This is a genomic window from Chitinophaga terrae (ex Kim and Jung 2007) (assembly GCF_900107795.1).
Taxonomy (GTDB): domain Bacteria; phylum Bacteroidota; class Bacteroidia; order Chitinophagales; family Chitinophagaceae; genus Chitinophaga; species Chitinophaga terrae.
Genome location: NZ_FNRL01000002.1, coordinates 245286 through 264467, shown reverse-complemented (window position 1 = coordinate 264467; position 19182 = coordinate 245286). Strand labels below are relative to the sequence as shown.

General features: G+C 46.6%; 16 protein-coding genes. 5 read left to right on the top strand and 11 right to left on the bottom strand.

Annotated features, from left to right (window positions below; translation table 11 throughout):
- Nucleotides 1–22: 22 nt before the first annotated feature.
- Nucleotides 23–1108: an anhydro-N-acetylmuramic acid kinase gene (locus tag BLV62_RS03215; protein WP_089758643.1), complete on the bottom strand. Its 1086-nt coding sequence runs from the start codon at nt 1106–1108 to the stop codon at nt 23–25.
- Between the two features lie 105 nt (nt 1109–1213).
- Between BLV62_RS03215 and upp the strand changes: the two genes are divergently transcribed.
- The 4 genes from upp to BLV62_RS03195 all read left to right on the top strand — a co-directional run bounded on the left by upp (nt 1214) and on the right by BLV62_RS03195 (nt 4672).
- Complete coding sequence (gene upp, locus BLV62_RS03210; protein WP_089758641.1) at nt 1214–1867, top strand: uracil phosphoribosyltransferase; 654 nt, start codon at nt 1214–1216, stop codon at nt 1865–1867.
- 167 nt (nt 1868–2034) lie between these two features.
- Nucleotides 2035–3051 carry a PorP/SprF family type IX secretion system membrane protein gene (locus tag BLV62_RS03205; protein ID WP_089758639.1) on the top strand — a complete coding sequence of 339 codons (1017 nt, stop codon included), beginning with the start codon at nt 2035–2037 and terminating at the stop codon, nt 3049–3051.
- Between the two features lie 140 nt (nt 3052–3191).
- Nucleotides 3192–3956 (top strand): EI24 domain-containing protein, encoded by a 765-nt coding sequence (locus BLV62_RS03200; protein ID WP_089758637.1) that lies wholly within the window; start codon nt 3192–3194, stop codon nt 3954–3956.
- Nucleotides 3956–4672, top strand: coding sequence for an SAM-dependent methyltransferase (locus tag BLV62_RS03195; RefSeq protein ID WP_089758635.1), 717 nt, complete (start codon nt 3956–3958; stop codon nt 4670–4672). The genes BLV62_RS03200 and BLV62_RS03195 overlap by 1 nt, the downstream gene beginning before the upstream one ends.
- A gap of 1 nt (nt 4673) precedes the next feature.
- On the opposite strand, the gene BLV62_RS03190 is transcribed toward BLV62_RS03195, so the two are convergent.
- Nucleotides 4674–5066: a hypothetical protein gene (locus BLV62_RS03190; protein WP_089758633.1), complete on the bottom strand. Its 393-nt coding sequence runs from the start codon at nt 5064–5066 to the stop codon at nt 4674–4676.
- 22 nt (nt 5067–5088) lie between these two features.
- Nucleotides 5089–6423, bottom strand: coding sequence for a M20/M25/M40 family metallo-hydrolase (locus BLV62_RS03185; RefSeq protein ID WP_258522406.1), 1335 nt, complete (start codon nt 6421–6423; stop codon nt 5089–5091).
- Nucleotides 6424–6684: 261 nt separating this feature from the next.
- Here BLV62_RS03185 and bshA point away from each other — a divergent pair, with 261 nt between their 5' ends.
- A complete protein-coding gene (gene bshA / locus BLV62_RS03180) occupies nt 6685–7824 on the top strand; it encodes an N-acetyl-alpha-D-glucosaminyl L-malate synthase BshA (protein WP_089758629.1) in 1140 nt (379 codons plus the stop codon).
- Here the strand turns inward: bshA and BLV62_RS03175 are convergent.
- The 8 genes from BLV62_RS03175 to porU all read right to left on the bottom strand — a co-directional run bounded on the left by BLV62_RS03175 (nt 7821) and on the right by porU (nt 19093).
- Nucleotides 7821–9194, bottom strand: coding sequence for a murein hydrolase activator EnvC family protein (locus BLV62_RS03175; RefSeq protein ID WP_168927793.1), 1374 nt, complete (start codon nt 9192–9194; stop codon nt 7821–7823). The two genes, bshA and BLV62_RS03175, sit on opposite strands and share 4 nt — an antisense overlap.
- A gap of 39 nt (nt 9195–9233) precedes the next feature.
- Nucleotides 9234–10679 carry a murein hydrolase activator EnvC family protein gene (locus BLV62_RS03170; protein WP_089758625.1) on the bottom strand — a complete coding sequence of 482 codons (1446 nt, stop codon included), beginning with the start codon at nt 10677–10679 and terminating at the stop codon, nt 9234–9236.
- Nucleotides 10680–10735: 56 nt separating this feature from the next.
- Nucleotides 10736–11527, bottom strand: coding sequence for a lipoprotein insertase outer membrane protein LolB1 (locus BLV62_RS03165; protein ID WP_168927792.1), 792 nt, complete (start codon nt 11525–11527; stop codon nt 10736–10738).
- A 78-nt stretch (nt 11528–11605) separates the two neighbouring features.
- Nucleotides 11606–13336, bottom strand: a complete 1731-nt coding sequence (locus BLV62_RS03160; protein WP_089758621.1) for a tetratricopeptide repeat protein — start codon at nt 13334–13336, stop codon at nt 11606–11608.
- A gap of 3 nt (nt 13337–13339) precedes the next feature.
- On the bottom strand, nt 13340–13783 hold the full coding sequence (gene dut / locus BLV62_RS03155) for a dUTP diphosphatase (protein WP_089758619.1): 444 nt from the start codon (nt 13781–13783) through the stop codon (nt 13340–13342).
- A 69-nt stretch (nt 13784–13852) separates the two neighbouring features.
- The gene (ispF, locus tag BLV62_RS03150; RefSeq protein ID WP_089758617.1) at nt 13853–14341 is read right to left on the bottom strand and encodes a 2-C-methyl-D-erythritol 2,4-cyclodiphosphate synthase; all 489 of its coding nucleotides are present in this window, start codon (nt 14339–14341) and stop codon (nt 13853–13855) included.
- A gap of 118 nt (nt 14342–14459) precedes the next feature.
- Nucleotides 14460–15635, bottom strand: coding sequence for a type IX secretion system outer membrane channel protein PorV (gene porV / locus BLV62_RS03145; protein ID WP_089758614.1), 1176 nt, complete (start codon nt 15633–15635; stop codon nt 14460–14462).
- A 104-nt stretch (nt 15636–15739) separates the two neighbouring features.
- On the bottom strand, nt 15740–19093 hold the full coding sequence (porU, locus tag BLV62_RS03140) for a type IX secretion system sortase PorU (RefSeq protein ID WP_168927791.1): 3354 nt from the start codon (nt 19091–19093) through the stop codon (nt 15740–15742).
- Between the last annotated feature and the right edge of the window lie 89 nt (nt 19094–19182).

Genomic DNA, 19182 nt, shown 5'->3' with positions numbered 1-19182 from the left:
GCGTGATCACAGTAATGTGATTTTATTTGCTTATCCAAAGAGCCCCGTTAACAGAGCTGGCAGAAGCTCCTGTAACAGAGTCCATTACATTTTCTTCCTGTCTCCAGCGCAAAGTACCTATGAACGCCATAATAAGCGCCTCTTTAAATTTAATCAGCTGCGCATCCGGTACTTCTACCGTAATGTTCAATGGCGTCAGCAGTTCTTTCAACCTGGTTACCAGGAAGGTATTAAAAGCTCCTCCACCTGTTACCAGCATGCTGGAAGTTTCGGTATTCTCTCCTTTCAAAGCGCCGGCTGCATTGGCAATTTGCCGGGCAATATGTTCCGTATAGGTCCTTAACTTGCCCTGAACAGAAATTTTCAGTTCATTGATCAGCGGCAGTACGATATCAGTACCGAAATCGTTGGCTAATGATTTAGGAGAAGGAGCTGAATAATATGGCAGGTTATTCAACTGTTCCAGCAATGCGTTATCTATTGTTCCCCCCGCTGCCAGTGCGCCCCCGTCATCGTATGGGCGGTTCAGGCCTGCTGCCAGGCTGTCTAACACCCTGTTGGCAGGGCACACATCAAACGCAATATAATCGTTGCCTACTGCAGAGATATTCGCGATTCCGCCCAGGTTCAGGTAAAATTGATGTCCTGCAAGCAGGAATTTTTCGCCTATTGGCACCAGTGGCGCCCCCTGTCCGCCGAGGGCTACATCCACAGACCTGAGATCGGTGATCACCGGCAAGCCGGTAACCGCTGTGATAGCGGCTCCATCTCCGAGTTGCGCCGTCATTTTTTGGGAAGGGATATGAAAAGTTGTATGGCCGTGAGAGGCAATAAAATGTACTTTATGATCCAGTTGATGACGTTCGATAAAAGCGAGTATCTGCTGGCCTGTATAATGGCCATAAGCTGTATGCAGCAGCAGGTAATCCCTGGCCGGCAGGTTAACTGCATCTGCCAGTTGAGCCTTCAGGGCAGGTTCGTAGGGAATGCTTTCCGCTGCCTTGATCTCGTAGGTCCACTGCCCTCTTATTTCAGTAAGAACTGCAAATACTATATCCAATCCATCCAATGAACTGCCCGACATAGTGCCGATCACATTATAAACCATCTGCTTAAAAAATTTGAGCAAAGGTAAATTATTAACTTTTAAGCTGCCAGCCGGCGGCCCAATTCCATAAATTTTTCGGTATTTTGCGACCCAAATAAATCGCTCATGATTATTAATCTCAGTGAAACCAATTCATTGGTTGGAGAATGGTTAAGTGAAATAAGAAGTATTGACGTACAGCAGGATCGTATGCGTTTCCGGCGCAATATGGAAAGGGTTGGTGAAGTGGCTGCGTACGAGATCAGCAAAACATTGGATTACGAAGATAAGGAGGTAACTACCCCGCTGGGTATCGCTACCTGCCGGGTTCTGAAATCGCAGCCTGTACTGGCTACTATTTTACGGGCCGGCCTGGCGCTGCACCAGGGCGTGTTGCACTATTTCGATAAAGCTGACCATGCTTTTATTTCCGCCTACCGCAAACATAATCATGACGGCTCGTTCGACATCAGCCTCGAATATGTAAGCACTCCTTCGATTGACGGACAAGTACTTATACTTTCTGATCCGATGCTGGCAACCGGCGCATCACTGGTTAAAACCATTGAGCACCTGGAAGAAATTGGCAAGCCCAGCCATATTCACCTGGTAGTGGCCATTGCCTGCACCGTAGGGATTGAATATGTACTTAGGAATACTAAGTCTCCTATTACCATCTGGGCCGGTGATATTGATGATGAACTGACTGCGAAGGGGTACATTGTTCCGGGCCTTGGAGATGCCGGAGACCTGGCTTTTGGAAATAAATTACAACAATAATAAAAAAATAACGTTTTCGGATAGTGATTCCGTATCTTTTGATACGAAATTGCTATCCGTTTTTTATTGCATAGATGATACAATACATGATTTTTATTTGAGATATGATTTAATTAACGTACCTTCACCAGCATATACCTATGATGCTTTTTTTAAGCTAGAACACTATGAAAAGAGCTTTACTATTCTTGACCATATTACTTTATTTTAATCCTTTGCGGGCCCAGGATCCGCACTTTTCCCAGTTTTTTGCTTCACCGCTCACCCTTAACCCAGCTTTTACAGGTTTATTTTCCGGCGATTACCGCATATCGGGCAACTATCGTTCTCAATGGCGTAGCATATCTTCTCCTTTTGTAACCGGAACAATGGCTGTGGATTTTGGTATCCTGAAAAACGTGATCTCGTATACGGATATCTGGGGAGTAGGATTGATGGCGATGTACGACAGAACAGGAGGCGGAGCGTTAACTTCTACCTACCTTTCTGCCAGCACTGCGTACCACAAAGGACTTGACCCTGAAGGCAATCATACGCTGGCCATCGGGTTACAGGGTACTTTTGTACAGAAGAGAATAGACAATACCAAGTTGCAGTTTGAAAACCAGATAGATAACAATGGCTATAATCCGGCCATTCCCAGTAACGAAACATTGGTAAACCCGAAGATCTCGTACTTCGATCCTAATATCGGCATCCTGTATAACGGGTTAATAGGAGAATCGTCGAACATTTACCTGGGCGCCTCCTATTACCATATTACCCAGCCTACCGAGTCGTTCATGAACCTGACACAGAATCGATTAAGCTATCGCTGGACTGTTCATGGCGGCGGCTCTGTTCCTGTAAACGGGCGTGGCGACAGGTTTCACGGAAGTGTTCTGTACATGAAGCAAAGCACGGCCAGCGAATTCACATTCGGCGGAGCTTACGGATTTATGCTGAACGATATGGACGATAACCCTACCACTTTTTACCTGGGCAGCTGGTACCGGTTGAAAGATGCGGTTATTCCGTATGTGGGACTGGAAATTAAAGGATTCCAGATCGGCCTGACTTACGATACCAACGTATCTACTTTAAAACCTGCATCCAACTACCGCGGAGGTGTGGAGATCTCTGTTATTTACATCCGCACCAAGAACGAGAACAACAAGTATAAAACACTTTGCCCCAGGTTCTAGCTCATACAACATAGGGGTTTAGTAGGAAAGAATACAGTAAAATCTGTATTCTTTATTCGTATTTCGTAATACTTTCCTTAGTTTGCAACTTCTTTAACCGTGAACAAAATTAATTCCGTCACACTAAAATCGTAGAGGCGTTGTTTTCATTCAGAGAAGTACTGTCGGCTATTCAGTCATACGGGAAGGCCCATCAATTCATTATGAAGCATAAATTATGGAAATGGATACTCATCCCCGGCATAATTTACTGCATACTGTTTATACTGGGCTTTTATTTCGTTTGGGGTTATTCCGGCGCTTTTGTGGAGTGGCTGACCAGGCTTTTACATATTACCGACTGGGTGCAGGACCTGGAAAGCAGCTGGGTAAGTTTTCTTTTTATCCTGGTAGGCTTTTCTGTGCAGGTGATATTTGTTTACTGGTATTTCTCCTATTTCAAATATTTGTTTCTCATAGTCGCATCGCCTGTTTTTTCTTACCTGTCCGAAAAAACAGAAGCGATACTTGAACATAAAGAATTTCCATTCAGCTGGTCGCAACTGGGCCAGGATATTATGCGTGGCATTAAAATGTCGTGCAGGAATATCGTTTACCAGACCGGCGCAATACTGGCCTTGCTGCTGGTATCGTTTATCCCGGTTGTTGGATGGCTTACGCCGATGATCGGTTTCTTTATTGAATCATATTTCTATGGGTTCGCGATGATGGATTACAGCTGCGAAAGACACCGGCTGAATATGTCGCAAAGCATCAGCTTCATCCGGCAGCACAGGGGTATGGCTCTTGGCAATGGAATGGTGTTCTATATTTTCATGTTGCTCCCCGTTATAGGCTGGATGCTGGCTCCCTCTTACGCGGTAATAGCTGCTACTATCGATTTACAGGATAAAAGATTGCGATAATGAGCAAGGAGACCGGAAGCGTATATTTAATTCCTACCGTTTTAAGCCCGGATACATTATTTGCCATCCCCGCTTATGTAACTGCCATCGCGCAGCAACTGACGGTATTCTTTGTAGAGAACGAAAGAACTGCCCGCAGGTACCTGAAAGCGCTGGACAAGCAGATCAATATAGACAATCTCCTGCTTGTTCCCATGAACGAGCACCAGGCGCCCGACATCGCCCTGGCAAAAAAACTTCTCACAGAAGGAAAAGACATCGGGGTGATGAGCGAAGCCGGCGTACCGGCCATTGCCGACCCAGGCAACCTTGTTGTAAAAGCTGCGCATAGTATCAATGCGCCTGTTATCCCGATGGTAGGGCCCAGCTCTATCCTGCTCGCATTAATGGCCAGCGGCATGAATGGACAGAATTTCCAGTTTGTTGGCTACCTGCCGGTTAAAGCGCCTGAAAGAGTGAAAATGCTGAAGGAACTGGAACATGATTCTGAAAGAAAAAGGCAAACGCAACTCTTTATTGAAGCTCCCTATCGTAACAATCAACTGCTGAAAGATATACTAGATAACTGTAAGGAATATACGCAGCTTTGCATAGCCGTTGACATTACAGGACCTACTGAATTCATCAAAACAAAAAGTATCCGGGATTGGAAAAAACAATCGCCGGACCTTCATAAGAGACCGGCGATTTTCCTTTTATACGCTGGGAGAGAATAGATCACGGGATCTGCGCTCCCGTATTGGCATCTCTGATAGAAATAATACTGTCTACAATAAATGGGCTGAAACCTCTCCAGGGTATAGCCCCCAGGTATTCCTTATAGTGAAGTTCTACCGCTTTTCCGCTGGCATTCATCAGGCGCTGGGCCACCCGTTCATCGGTCACTGAAAACTCGAACTCGTTAGACTGTATGGTACCAGCCACTTTTCCGCGATAACCTGACTGGATCAGCTTTCCTTCATAGGTTTTAAAAATGTATCCTTTCTGTACAAAGTAGTTGAGCTCCCCGGCTTTTACGCCTTTACCGAATACGAAATAGAACTTGTAGAAGAACCCTCCGCCGAGTAATACTACAATAACAAGGATTACAATAAATAGAAATCGGCCCATAGATTGTTTTTATTTACCAGGATTAAAAGTATTTATCTACAAGATAAATGAATCCTGCCATACCTACCGCACCTAATTCCAATTCGCGTTTGTTTACGCCTTCGAACACATCATTGGCAGCGTGGTGAACATCAAAATAACGCTGGGAATCAGGAATTAGTTCAGCCATCGGCGTATCAAGCAGTCTATGCAGTGGACCAATGTCGGTACCGCCGCCATCTTCACTGAAATCATATACTCCATACGGCTCCAGCAACGGACGCCATTTTTGTATCACCGCCTTTTTCTCTGCACTCATGGAAGAGGCAAAACCTCTGGGCGTAAACCCGCCGGCATCACTTTCCAGCGCCAGGATATGCGTTTCATTCTTTGCCTTTGCCACTTCCGCATATTTGCTGCCTCCGCGGGCTCCATTCTCTTCATTGGCAAACAACACAAAACGGATAGTCCTGGATGGTTTAATCCCCGCTGCTTTATACGCCCTCAGCACTTCTATGGTTTGCACGCAACCGGCGCCGTCGTCCTGCGCGCCTTCACAGATATCCCACGAATCCAGGTGCCCGCCAACCGTGATGTATTGGTCGGGATGCTGACTTCCCTTTATTTCTGCAATTACGTTATGCCCGATAGTATCCTGTAACATCTGGCAATTTGTTTTGAGGAAGATATTGGCAGAAGGATCGTCTTTTAATCTTGCACTCAGCATATCGGCATCTTCCAGTCCTATAGCTACAGCAGGTATTTTGGCGTAGGCCGTATCATAATGCGTACCTCCTGTATGCGGGAAGTTATTGGCGCCATGCGACATGGAACGAACGATCACTGCCACAGCTCCGTATTTTGCAGCCCTGCTGGGGCCATTTGAGCGGTATTTTACCGCATCCCCGTAAGCATGGAAGGTCTTAATAAATCGCGGGTTGAAATGATAGTTGTAGAAAACTATTTTTCCTTTCACCTGGTCTTTCTTTGCTTCCAGTTCATCAAAGGAACCGATCTCAATTACCGGCGCCGTCACTCCTTCGGGGCTGGTAGCCACGGAGTTACCTAAGGCAAGTATGTTCAAAGGGGGAATAAAATCACGGCGTTTGGAAATGATCCTCGCTTCTTCCTTTTCACCTCTTACCCAGTGAGGCACCATGCATTCCTGTAAATAAACGGTATCGGCGCCTGCGGCTTTAAAAGCTTCCACGCCCCATTGTTCGGCCTTAACCATCTGGGGAGAGCCGGCCAGCCTGCCTCCGATTTGCTTTGTCAATACTCTCAGGTTTTCATAAGCCGTGCTATGAGTTAAAACTTCATCGGCTATCTTTCTGATGGTGAGTGAGTCGCCATTTCGCCCCATTGCTAAAATCGGCATAGCGCAGGCACATAAAACTGGCATCAGGTACTTCTTCATACGTTTCGCTAACACAGGTTAATAAATCATTAAAACTAATCAAAAAATAGGGATTAAAAGGCTTCAAAAAACTTCAACTTCTCTTCAAAATCCGTTGTTATACGGGTAGCTTTTTCATTAAAAATGATGTAAAATTAACAGACTGATGACGGAGCTGGGGAAACGGGGAGTTAATATCCAATTTGCTTTTATGTACCTTTGCAGAATGCTAAAAAGATACTCATGCGCATAGGAATAGTATGTTACCCGACTTACGGAGGTAGTGGGGTATTGGCCACAGAGCTGGGTAAAGCTCTGGCAGATAAAGGCCATATGGTTCATTTTATCACTTATCAGCAGCCGGTGAGGCTCAATGCGTTCCACGCAAACATATATTACCACGAAGTTCAGGTTCCGACATACCCGTTATTCGATTTCCCGCCTTATGAATCTGCCCTGAGCAGCACAATGGTAGATGTGATCATTAACCAGAAACTGGACCTCCTTCATGTTCACTACGCCATCCCTCACGCTTCTACAGCCTATATGGCAAAACAGATCGTAAAGAAACATGGCAGAACAGTTCCGTTCATTACAACACTGCACGGTACCGATATTACACTGGTAGGAAAAGACAAGACATATGAACCGGTGGTGACCTTTTCCATCAACGAATCTGATGCTATTACAGCGGTATCAGAAAACCTCAGGGACGAGACGTATAAATCTTTCCCTATTGAAAAAGATATAGCAGTGATCTACAACTTTGTGGATACCCAACGTTTCAGCCGTCGCGAGCTGCCTCATTTCAGGCAGGCAATTGCGCCGAACGGCGAGAAAATACTATTGCACGTTTCCAACTTCCGTAAAGTTAAACGGGTACCCGATGTAGTAAAGGTTTTCGCATTGGTACGTAAAGAGATCCCGGCAAAATTGCTGCTGGTGGGCGATGGTCCGGACCGGCCGTCGATCGAGTGCCTGTGCAGGGAATTAGGTATTTGTGAAGATGTAAGGTTTGTTGGTAAACAGGAACAACTGGAAGATGTGATGTCGATCAGCGACCTTTTCCTCTTACCATCTGATTACGAGAGCTTTGGACTGGCTGCACTGGAAGCAATGGCGGCAAGAGTGCCTGTTATCTCTTCCAATGCCGGCGGGTTACCGGAGATCAATATTCCCGGCCAGACTGGTTATATGAGCAATGTGGGAGATGTTGAAAACATGGCTGCCAATGCACTGAAATTGCTGAAAGATGAAGCTTTGCTTGAAAAAGTAAGACAAGGTGCATGGGAGCAGGCGCAACGTTTCCATATCGACAATATCATACCTAAGTATGAGGCATTGTATGAAGAAGTTTTACAAAACCAGGTACAGTTGCTCTAACGACGACGTATCCAGCTTTCAGGATTTTGTTTAGTCATATTCCGGTATACCTGTAGTTCTATCTCTCCGTTACTTCCGCCCGACGCCGGCGCCGCAGAGCCAAGAACATGCCCTCGCTTTACAGAGGCGCCCTTACTTACCTGGACGTTGACAAGCCTGACATAATTGGTGAAATATTTTCCATGGCGCAGGGTAACCATATATCCTGCGCCTGGCACCTGGAACACCATAATAACTTCCCCGTCGAAGATCGCCTTTACAGGCGCGCCCTGTGCGGTGGCGATAATAATACCGTTGTTATCCACATCTATCTTCCCTACTCTTCCGGCTCCGAAATGCCCTGTTATCCTGCCCGCATCTACAGGCCAGGGCAACCGCCCTTTATTGGCTTCAAAATCATGCGCCAGGGATAAGGCTTCGGGCGTAGCAACCAACGCTTCTTCGGAAGTCATTTTTACCGGCGTCTCTTCTTCCGGTTCTTCCGCTTTCTTTTCCGGAAGCGGTTTAACCGGTTTATGCGCTTTCTTTGCAGCTGCAATAGCGGCTTTTCTTCTTGCTTCCTCTGCCTGTTTCCTTTTCAGGGCTTCCGCTTTTCTCCTGGCCAGCGCCTGTGCTGCGGCTTTTCTGCGAGCTTCTTCAATTTCTCTCCTGATCGCGGCCTGGATGGCCTGATCCACTTTCTTTGCGGCTATCTTGTTGGCTTCTATTCGTTGTTGCAGATCTTTTTCCTGGTCTTTGAGCTGGGCAATGGTCTGGTCGGTTTCTTTCTTGTCGGCTACCAGAACATTCCGCTGCTGTTGCTCTGAACGGAGTGCAGTTGCTTTCTTGGCTCTCTGGGTTTCAAGGTCCGCCAGTTTCTGGCTCAGCAACGAGCGTGTAGATAAGAGGCTTTCGGCCTGGCGGCGCCGGCTCTCCCTGTACTGGCGCAGGTACTGGTACCTGCGTATGGCATCATTGAAGCTGTTGGCAGAGAAGAAGAAGCTAAGCACGTCGTAGCTATCCCTCGATTTGTAGGCGTAAACCAGCAACTCGGCGTACCTGGCCCGGAGTGAGTCCACTTCCTTTTCCAGCGTACGTACGTTATCGTTAGTTGAGCTGATATCTCCCTCTATTTCTTTCAGTTCCCGGTTAATGTTATTGATCTGGGCATTACGGTTGGCGATCTTTTGCTCCAGCTCCCGTTGTACTGCGAGGTTTTGTTTTGCTGATCTCCTGTTCGCCTGCAAAGCCTTGTTAGCCTCGGCTATTTCTTTCAGCAATTGTTCTTTTTGTTTCTCAAGGGAAGCGCGCGCCTGTTTGGTACCTCTCTGCGCATACAACAGAGCAGGCAACAGCCATAAAGCCATCAGGAGAGGGATCAACTTTCTCAAAAACAAGTGCATTTGGTTAGTAAGTACTATGGAAGGCGATTACCTTCTGCGAATCCATTGTTCCGGATTCTGTTTATTCACACCTTTCCATATCTGCAGTTCAACTTCACCGGTGTTTTCAATATCATTGGTGCTGGCTGTACCAATTATCTGGCCAGTTTTTACCATGTCCCCTTTTTTCACCCGGGTAGTTTGCAAACGTACATACGTAGTAAAGTATTGTCCGTGACGAATAATAATCACGTAACCTGATCCAGGCATTACTACTACGGATTTTACCTCGCCATCAAAAATTGACTTCACTGCTCCTCCCTTCGTGGTAGCAATAACAATTCCGTCGGAAGGTACCTGTATGTGTTCCATTACCGCGTGTTGGTGAATGCCAAAGTGCTCGATAATATTTCCTGCATCTACAGGCCATGGAAGTTTTCCCCTGTTTGCTTCAAAGCTTTCTGACAGCGCAAGGGCTTCCGGAGTAGCCTCGAGCACGTTCTCTGTACGTGTTGCTGGTTTCTCTGGTTCAGGCGCTGCAGGTTTAGGAGCTGCAGGAGCCGGGGTTGGCGTAGCCGGTGCAGGGGTTGCAGGTGCATTGTTATTATTTGCAGCGGCAGCGGCTTTTTCTCTTTCCGCATCGGCCAGCGCAGCTCTCCGCGCTTCTTCTTCCCTTTTTCTCTTTTCCTCAGCAGCTTTACGGCGCGCAGCTTCTTCTTCGGCAGCCTTACGGCGGGCCTCTTCAATTTCTTTCCTGATCACCGCCCTGATGGCCGCCTGAACTTTCTGTGCGTCTTTCTTTCGCTGGTTAATATCAGCCACTAATTCTTTTTCTCTTCCTTTCAACTTATTTAGCACTTCATCCTTCTCCTTCTTATCCTGCTCCAGGGTAGCCCGTTGTTCCTGTTCTGTTTTCAGGGTTTCGGCACGTTTTACCTTTTGCGACTGGAGATTGGCTACTTTCTTATTCAGCTGTTCCTGGGTAGAAAGGATATTATCGGCCTGGCGACGGCGATATTCGCGGTACTGCCTTAAATACTGAAAACGTTTCACCGCATCGTTAAAACTTTCTGCGGAGAACACGAAGTTGAGCATGTCGTAAGAGGAACGATACTTATACGCATATACGACAAGTTGTGCATATTGCGCTTTCAGCGTGTCCAGGTCTTTCTGCAGGGTTTTGATATCCCTTGTTGCAGTATTGATATCACCGTTGATGAAATTGATCTCATCGTTGATGTTATTGATCAAACGGGTACGTAGTGTGATCTTGTCTTTTAACGCCCTTAGCTGGCCAAGGCTTTCTTTTGTAGATTTCTTTGTTTCCTTCAGTTGTTCGTTGGCTTCATCAATCTCACGCTGCAATTCCCTTTTCATACGTTCCAGGTCTTCGCGCGATTGTTGCTGTGACTGGGCAGGCGCCTGGGCAACCAGCATGGTCGGCATTAACCAGATGATTAACATGAACGGGAAAAGCTTCTTCAAATACAACATGACTGAATTATAACTATAAATTTATTTACAAGATACAACCTTTCTAAGTTAATGCACTACATCCTTTTGTAGGAGGATGGCATACTAAAAGGAAATGTTAAAGGGATATCAAAATCGTAACGGGTGAAGTCTAACGACACCTTGGTCACATTCTTTTCTTCTACATAAATTCTCCGGGTTGTGGGGAATTTACGGCCGGCTACTTTGGCATAGTCGCCATAGGTCAGTTCGCATGAACGCCTCACTGGCGCGGTGCTGTCTTTATCTATCACTTTGCTTTGCTGCAGTACGTAATCGTCGGCATATACGTTGAACAAACTGGTGAACTTATTATGATCGCAACTGAACGAGATGATGGAAGGCGTTTTGATCACCTGGTAAACGGAGTCTGTCAGGTACACCGGGTTACCGATAAGCATATCCTGCAGGGTCTGAAAATCGAAAGGAATATTGAGCAGTTCTTCTGCATCAGCCATTCTTCTCAGGTATAACTGTTTATCCAGCCGGTTATACATTTTCAGGCTGTCTGGCGTGATCACTGCCCTGATCACTTCGTCTACGATCGGTGCAGAAACCGAGATCCAGATGATGCTGTCTTTCTTTATGCGGAAAGTTGCATTCAGGTTGTTATGGCTTTTCTTGTCAGTTTCAAATGCCAGTTTCATTTTGCCTGAAAAGGTATTGAAATTGATATGGTTGGCCTGTATTCCTTTTAACATCTCTGCAGTGAACTGTTGCATGGCTTTAATAGCAGCGCTGTCTTCCGTTTTTACAACGGGGCTTTTGCTGGTATCTGCAGCCGGGAACGTGTTCCTGGCCAGCTTGCGGGGATGGCGGCACGCCATCATAACGGTTATGCTAAAAAAAATTAAAAGTGTAATGGTTATGTTTCTCTTCATCGAGTAAATGATCTTAAAGCTAAACGCCTATTGAATATATCTTTTCTCAGCGATCTTACGGGCCAGGTCAACAGAAGATGCACCTTTTTCTTTTGCCTTTTGCCAGTACTCCACTGCTTTTGTTACTTCTTTCAGATTATAAAGGATATCCCCATAATGCTCTAAGACATTCGGATTTTTCTGGGCGTCCGGATATTGAAGGGCCTTCTCTATCCAGATCTTTGCCTCTGCATATTTTTCCTGTCTGAACAAGATCCAGGCGTAGGTATCCATATAAGTCGGGCTCTCCGGTTCAATTTCCAGCGATTCCCTGGACATCTGCTCTGCTCTTTCGAGGTTTTCGCCTCTTAAAGAAAGATAGTAGCTGTAGTTATTCATGATCAGCGCGTCTTTAGGCCTGTAGCGTAACGCGGTTTCATAACTACTGTCCGATTGGTGATGTTGCCCTGTTGCATGATAGGCATCGCCTAACAGGGAATAAATATCTCCCAGAAATCTTCTTTCCCCGTTTCCAATTTCCAGCGCTGTATTCAGCGAACTGATAGCGCTTGGATATTGCTGTAACAGGAAACTGGCTACCCCTTTAAAATAATAGCCCATGAACTCCCTGGGGAATTTGTTGGTGACGTTGTTACTAAGCGCCAGTAAAGCGGCAGGATCATTTTTCCTGCTATAGATCCACATCAGCTGGTACCAGACAGAAAACCTGGTATCATCCAGTTGTATGGCTTTTTTATAATTCACTTCCGCACTGTCCAGCAAATCGGCCTGCGAAAACATATCGCCCCGCAGTGCATACGCTTTGGCATCTTTAGGATGCGCTTTGATGATCAGGGAAGTGAGCTTTAATCCTTCTCCTAACTTGGTAGAATCCAGGTTCATCATCTGCAGGTAAGGATACACATAAGCTACTTTTTCGTCTATGCTATAAGATGGATTGGCAAAAGCTTTACTAAGGTTAGACCAGTAGCCCTGCTGATCATTGTTCTTTTTTGCGTAGGAAGAAAGCGCAATCAATGCCCTGGCGTTGTCAGGGTCTTTCGACAGGATCTGGCGATACACTTTGGAAGCCTCTTCTGTAAGGTCATTGGCGTCGTAGATCTCTGCCAGCAACAGGTAATACCTGATCTCATCAGGGCTTCTGTCAATAAGTTTCTTCACTTCTGCCGCTGCTTCATTCACCATACTCAGTCTCAGCAACAGACGTTGTTTCTGGTAGATGATCTCTTCAACGGGTCCGACCTTATCTTCCAGCTGGCTGAATACAGCGAGGGCCGAAGCGAATTTATTGGCTTTCGCCAGCGAGATACCTTTATTGTAGAGGTAATCTTCGTTGTCGGGGAATTGATGCGTTAATTTATCGAATACAATGGCGGCGCTGTCGAATCGCTCGTTGACTGCATAAGCGTCTGCCAGCGTTACTGACATCCAGTGGTTGCCGGGATCCAGTGCCACTGCCTGACGGGCATAGTTTAAGGCAGCAACCGGATTTTGCAGTTCCATATGCAGCCTTGCCAGTTCATAATAAACAGTAGCATTCTGTTTGTTTAACCGCAGGTAATCTGAGTATTGAACAACCGCTGTTTTATAATCGCCCAGCATTTTGGACCGTTGTGCGGCGAAAAAGAGGCTGTCGGCCCTTTGTGCCAGCACGGCAGCGTTCCTGGCTGCAACGCTTCGGGAAGTATGTTTACTTCCACTGCAAGCCGCCGCCAGCAATACTCCAGTTAGCCCTATTACGGTTAAGTAGATCCTCATTCATTAGGATTTGCCCGTATGACCAAATCCTCCAGTGCCCCGAACAGTTTCTGTCAGTACCGTAACCGGTTCAATAACTGCCTGCACAAAAGGAGCGATCACCATTTGTGCAATACGATCGCCTGGCTGGATGGTTTGCGGTTCGTTTGATAAATTGATCATAATTATCTTGATCTCGCCACGGTAGTCGGCATCAATGGTACCGGGCGTATTCAGCAATGTTAATCCCTGCTTGATCGCAAGTCCGCTACGGGGCCGGATCTGGGCTTCATATCCCGCAGGCAGTTCCATGAACAATCCTGTAGGAATTAACATTCGTTCCAATGACTGTAATGTAACAGCAGTTTCCAGGTGCGCGCGCAGATCCATTCCTGCTGCGTCGGCTGTTGCATAAGCCGGCAATTCATTACCGGACTTGTTAATGATTTTCACTATGATATCCGCCATTGGACAAAGATATTTTAAATAATTACGAATTACGAATGGAGTAGCGCCTAATACATCAGCGGTTGTTCCTTAACCCGGAAGATGCTCCAGCAACACAACTGCATGGGCTGTTACGCCTTCTTCCCTTCCTACAAAACCCAACTTCTCTGTTGTTGTAGCCTTGACAGAAACATCCTCCACGCTAATATGCAATATTTTTGCTATAACCTCCTGCATCGCCGGCACATAAGGTTTGATCTTAGGCGCCTGCAGCAGCAACGTACTGTCGACATTCACAACCTGGTAGCCTTTTTCACCGATCAGCTGTGCGCATTTAGCCAGCAATATTTTACTATCGATATTTTTATAGGTATTGTCGGTATCCGGGAAATGAACCCCGATATCGCCCAATGATAACGCTCCTAACATAGCATCGCAGATGGCATGCAATAATACGTCCGCATCGCTGTGTCCTAAAGCGCCTTTATGATGTGGTACCTGTACCCCTCCAAGCCAGAAGTCACGTCCTTCAACCAGTTGATGAAAATCGATTCCCAGACCAATTCGAATCCTGCTCATAATTTAATTTTTAGTTTCCTGCCAATTTGCAAGGTAAGGCAATAAAAATAAAAATCCCTCCGTCTGCCGGAGGGATTCTATCATAAAATTTTGTTATTTAATCATTTAACAGAACTCCTTACCAGCCGGTGCGGCTTTCTTCATCCCTGGGGCCCAGATCAAAGGTCAGGGTGAAGCGTAAGGTGTTGGAGAGCGGGTTGCGCTGAGTTCCGGTGCCGCTTGGAACCAGATAAGAGAAGTTAAGGCCGAAGATGTCGTATTTCACACCCATACCGGCTGTAAAATACTTCCTGTTACCTTTATACTTATTCTCGTTAAAATACCCCGCCCTTACTGCAAATACCTTGTTATACCAGTATTCCATACCTACGGAATACATCAGTTCCTGCAGTTCTTCTTTCATACCTCCCGGTGCATCGCCAAAAGAACTGAAGATCCCTTCCAGGGTGCCTTTGGATTTATAGTTACCGCTGGAATCAGGGGTTGGTACCAATAGTTTACTGATATCCAGGGCAAAGGTCAGGTCATTTTTTTCGTCGAGCGCCACGGTATATGCGCCTCCCAATGTGAGGTTGGTAGGCAGGAAGTCTTTATACTGGGCAGAACTGGTGTAAGAAAGTTTAGCACCCAGGTTGGAAATAGCAAAACCCAGGCTCAAACGGTTAGACAGTCCATCGTCTTTTTCAAAATCTTTGGTATAGAAACCGGAGAAATCTACGGCGAAAGTTTGCGCGGGTTTGATCACCACGTTATCCCTTGTCTGGCCGCCAGCGAGGTTAGAATATATATAATGCCCGGTTAAGCCCAGCGAGAAATGTTCTCCAAGTTTGCGGGCATATCCTGCATCCAGGGCAAATTCTCTTGGCCTGAAATCGCCGGTTGGCACACCGGTAACATCTGTAAAATTGATAGTTCCTAAAGAGAAGTAGCGTAAGGAACCTGAAACTGCCTGTACATCATCCAATTTCGTATACCCTGAAACTGAGGCCAGGAATACGTCATTTACCAGTTCCTTTAACCATGGTGTATAGGTTACTGCAATACCAGCATTTTTTTCCGCGAATGGCAGTTTGGAAAGATTGTTATAGATAGAATAAGCATCCGGCGAAATAGCTACTCCTGCATCTCCCATTGCACCGCTGCGGGCATCCGGGGTAATTCTCAGAAATGGTACGGCTGTATTCACCACATTAGTACGACCATCTATCTGCCCCGTAGTGATTTGCGCTGAGGTATTAAAACTTAAGAAAGTACAGTAAACGAGCGCGAAGCCCATTATTACCTTTCGGATCATGCAGATTTTGTATTTGATAAAAATGTAAAAATAATCTAATTTATTAAAATATAACAGAAAGGGGGTTTATTGGGATAATGGTAAAAATTATTTTCCTGCATAGGTTATAAAATAACCAGCTTTCCGCCCTTAACTTTTGCTCCTTTGCTCGATTTGATCGTTAACCGGTACAGATATAACCCGGTTGATAATCTTGCTCCCGAATCATTACGACCATCCCAGGGCATTCCATCAAAACGACTGTTGGCCGAAATTATTGTATCTCTCAACGTTTTTACCAACTTTCCTTCCAATGTAAAAACCTGTAAGGTAACCGCTAACTCTTCTCCCGGCTGGTTGTGAATAAATGAAAAACGTGTGTAACCCTGAACAGGATTAGGATAATTCTTCACATCCTCAACGGCCAGCGTATTATCTGCAGCAACAGTAAAGTTAATGGTAACTTCAGACTTATTATTATAGTTGTCCCATGCCTGAATTGTAATACTATGTAAGCCTGTCGACAATCTGCTCAAAGGATACCGGATGTTTCCCTTTTGAAAATTATCCAAATATGCCTCAAAAAAATCATTTAGCACAATATAATCTATGCCATCGACAACCGCTATGACCCGGTGGGCCGGATCTCTCCCACTGATGTTGATGCCGCTGTTATCTGCCAGGTCTACCAACAAGGTAGGCGTTGGCCCGACTATATCATAATTATTGAAACGGCGGCTATCTACCCAGGCGTTTATAACGGGTCCGGCTATATCTGCCGGAACATTGGCGGCCTGCCCTCCGGTTATAAAACCGTTTACAGATCCGGCGCCATCTGTTTGACTGTTGTTGGCATAGTAGCTTATCGTTCCCTTTCCATCTCCGGAGCTGATGTCTTTGGGCGTCACAAAGGTAAAAGAAAAATAACCGTTTGTGATAGTTTGGGACCCCTGAAATAAGATATTTTTTTGCTGTTGCCAGGCTGCAGGGATGCTTCCTGCGTCATTTCCCCTGGTTTGAGAGGTTAGCGGCTGGTCGTAAATTATCGTGTATAGCGTACCATTAAAATCATTTACGGGGGTTCCGGATCCGGAGGCTATATGTCCTTTCACGACGTAGGTACTTAACGCCTTCAGGGAATCTATTCCCACTGCCCCGTTGATGCTGTCTGTGACCACTTTATAACGGGGATAGGCTAAACGAAGCGCAGGATCGCCAAGCAGCTGGAATTTACGGTTATTGATAAAATCGTTCGACTGCTTAAACGTATTGTTCTTGGCTGTTTTTGCCGCTTCTCCCAACCCGCCGCCGGTAGCTGTCAATAAAGCTTTTAAATAATTTTCGTTCATCAGGCGGTTGGATGCCGCAACTACCGCCCTTGTAGTGGTCATTAGGCCAATGGCGCCTCCATCCCTCATGAAAAGGATCTTATGGCCTAACGACACGATCCCCGGATCATCGAACGGCGCGAAATCGCAGGTTGCCGTTACAAACAAAGGTAGCCTATCCCCATTCTGCCATTTCCCCAGGCTACCTGCATCAACCACGCTTTCCGCCGCCAGCCTTGCATTGCTGCCGTGCCCTGTATAATTCACTATCAATACGCCATCATTGATCTTTTTGTTAATAGCATCGTTCACTTCCGGGGAAGTTACTGCTCCGTTTACCGCAACCTGCGGGTAAGCATCTACATAGATCTTATTCAGGTGCAGCAAAGGCGAAACCTGTTCCATCGTTGCTGCCAATTGCTCTGCATCGTTAAAATGAAGGTTGTTATCTTCGTCATCTGCTACCAGCATCATTTCATTTCTCCATCTGCCAAGCGTGGCAGGATCAGTGTACCGGATGATCTTATCAACAGCACTAACAGCTTCGCTTACACTGGTTGCCGGGATTCGGCCTACCCCTAGTTCCAGCTCATCGGCTTTGTCGAGCCGGTTAATATCTCCTCCATCTTCCAGGATCGCGTAAAAATCGTCGGACGCGTAAGAGCGTAATCCATCCAGGCTGGCTTCACTTTGCCAGGTAGGAACCAGGTTGGTATTGTTTTTCACCCGGTTCCTGTAGTCGTAAGATGCAGCGCCGAACAATAAAAGATACCTGGGAGCTTTGCCCTGGTCGGCAAACTTTTTCACATAATTGCGGATTGCCGCAGGGTCGGGCGCCCCGCCGGCAAATTCATTATACACCTGCTCCGTAGTGCTAACATGAACGGTCAGTTGGTCATGCCCCCTGTGGAAGGCGGCCAGTCGTTCGGCCTGGGGCAGGAAAAGCGGGTGAGTCACAATTAGCATGTCGGCGGCTCCCTGCCCGTGCAGGTCCTGCATAGCTACAGGCCCGTTGATTCCGGGCGTCAATACATCCGAAGGCCGGAATGCCACGTACTCTCTCAGGCTTTTACCAGCGCCTGTAAAGGCAAGCGTATCGCCTGTTACTGCAACCGGCATCCGCATGGGTTGAAGGGGATTACTGATATCCCATACTTCCGTGTTTGCGTCGCCTTTATAAAGTGCATAACGCAGCGCCGGTAGCGCTAAAGACCGGCTGCTCCTGAATTCCAGCGCCCCGGAACCCGGCATAACGAGGCCGCAACGTCCCTGTATTTCGAGGTAGTCCAGCCACCCTTTATCGTTAATATTATCGGGGGCCAGGCTTACCCCAACAGACAACTGGCTTGCGTTTACGCTAACCTGCCCCTCGCCCTCGGACGATGATGCCACGCCTTCAAATACATTATCTGTAACCGGCAACAGGTACAGGTCTTTGATAGCGCTTTGCCCGTTGACAGTGATATTGAAATTACAGCCTCCCCTGCTGCGGCCTGCCACCCTGGCCTTCACCTGCACGTCGCCTACCGGGTTTGCCGGAAGTGTAAAGAGATAGGTCCGGGACAGCCCTACCACGTTGCTGAATTCCTGTCCCCACCATTGTTTGCCGCTGTTTAAAAAATTAATACTGTCTCTTTCATAGAACAGGTGAAAGTCAAAAGCGTTTTCGGTAACCAGGGGAAGCGGCGCCGGGGGAGCCATTTGTACCCGCAACCCGTTGGGGGCGTCTATGTTCAGGTAATAATAAGCTGTATCGGTATAGAGGTTGGGCAGGTGCCGGAAGTTCCCCTGGTCGTCTGCTCCCCAGCGATGAGGGCCGGGAGCGTAAAAAAGCAGCCGGTCGTTATTATTGAACAACCCATCCCCATCGTCTGTCACGGAAACCGCTATTTCCGGCAGGTCGTCTATATACGGGGCGCTGGTTCCTTCTCCCAGCATTGCGCCTCCTGTACCATACAGGTGTATGGTATTGCTTTGAAGATCGTTTGCAGGAATTCCCAGCCGCTGCAGGAAGGGCAGATCAATTTTATAGATCCCCGGCTGGCTGATGGCCAGTTTATACCAGGACCCTTTCGCTAAAACTGAATTTTCCCGGTACCGGCGATTTCCTTCCTGGGCGGATAATTTCCCGAAAGAATTAGAAAATAACAAAAAGCAAATAAAAATGTAGCTGAGTTTCATTATTTTAATCGCCGTTTTCTGCCAAAACATCAAGACAGATATAGGTATAGCCTATACGA

Coding starts and splice junctions, on each gene's coding strand:
- upp (WP_089758641.1), top strand. CDS start 1,214: ATGATTATTAATCTCAGTGAAACCAATTCATTGGTTGGAGAATGGTTA.
- bshA (WP_089758629.1), top strand. CDS start 6,685: ATGCGCATAGGAATAGTATGTTACCCGACTTACGGAGGTAGTGGGGTA.
- porV (WP_089758614.1), bottom strand. CDS start 15,635: ATGATCCGAAAGGTAATAATGGGCTTCGCGCTCGTTTACTGTACTTTC.
- BLV62_RS03160 (WP_089758621.1), bottom strand. CDS start 13,336: ATGAGGATCTACTTAACCGTAATAGGGCTAACTGGAGTATTGCTGGCG.
- dut (WP_089758619.1), bottom strand. CDS start 13,783: ATGGCGGATATCATAGTGAAAATCATTAACAAGTCCGGTAATGAATTG.
- BLV62_RS03205 (WP_089758639.1), top strand. CDS start 2,035: ATGAAAAGAGCTTTACTATTCTTGACCATATTACTTTATTTTAATCCT.
- BLV62_RS03170 (WP_089758625.1), bottom strand. CDS start 10,679: ATGTTGTATTTGAAGAAGCTTTTCCCGTTCATGTTAATCATCTGGTTA.
- BLV62_RS03190 (WP_089758633.1), bottom strand. CDS start 5,066: ATGGGCCGATTTCTATTTATTGTAATCCTTGTTATTGTAGTATTACTC.
- BLV62_RS03215 (WP_089758643.1), bottom strand. CDS start 1,108: ATGGTTTATAATGTGATCGGCACTATGTCGGGCAGTTCATTGGATGGA.
- BLV62_RS03185 (WP_258522406.1), bottom strand. CDS start 6,423: ATGCCGATTTTAGCAATGGGGCGAAATGGCGACTCACTCACCATCAGA.
- ispF (WP_089758617.1), bottom strand. CDS start 14,341: ATGAGCAGGATTCGAATTGGTCTGGGAATCGATTTTCATCAACTGGTT.
- BLV62_RS03165 (WP_168927792.1), bottom strand. CDS start 11,527: ATGATGGCGTGCCGCCATCCCCGCAAGCTGGCCAGGAACACGTTCCCG.
- BLV62_RS03195 (WP_089758635.1), top strand. CDS start 3,956: ATGAGCAAGGAGACCGGAAGCGTATATTTAATTCCTACCGTTTTAAGC.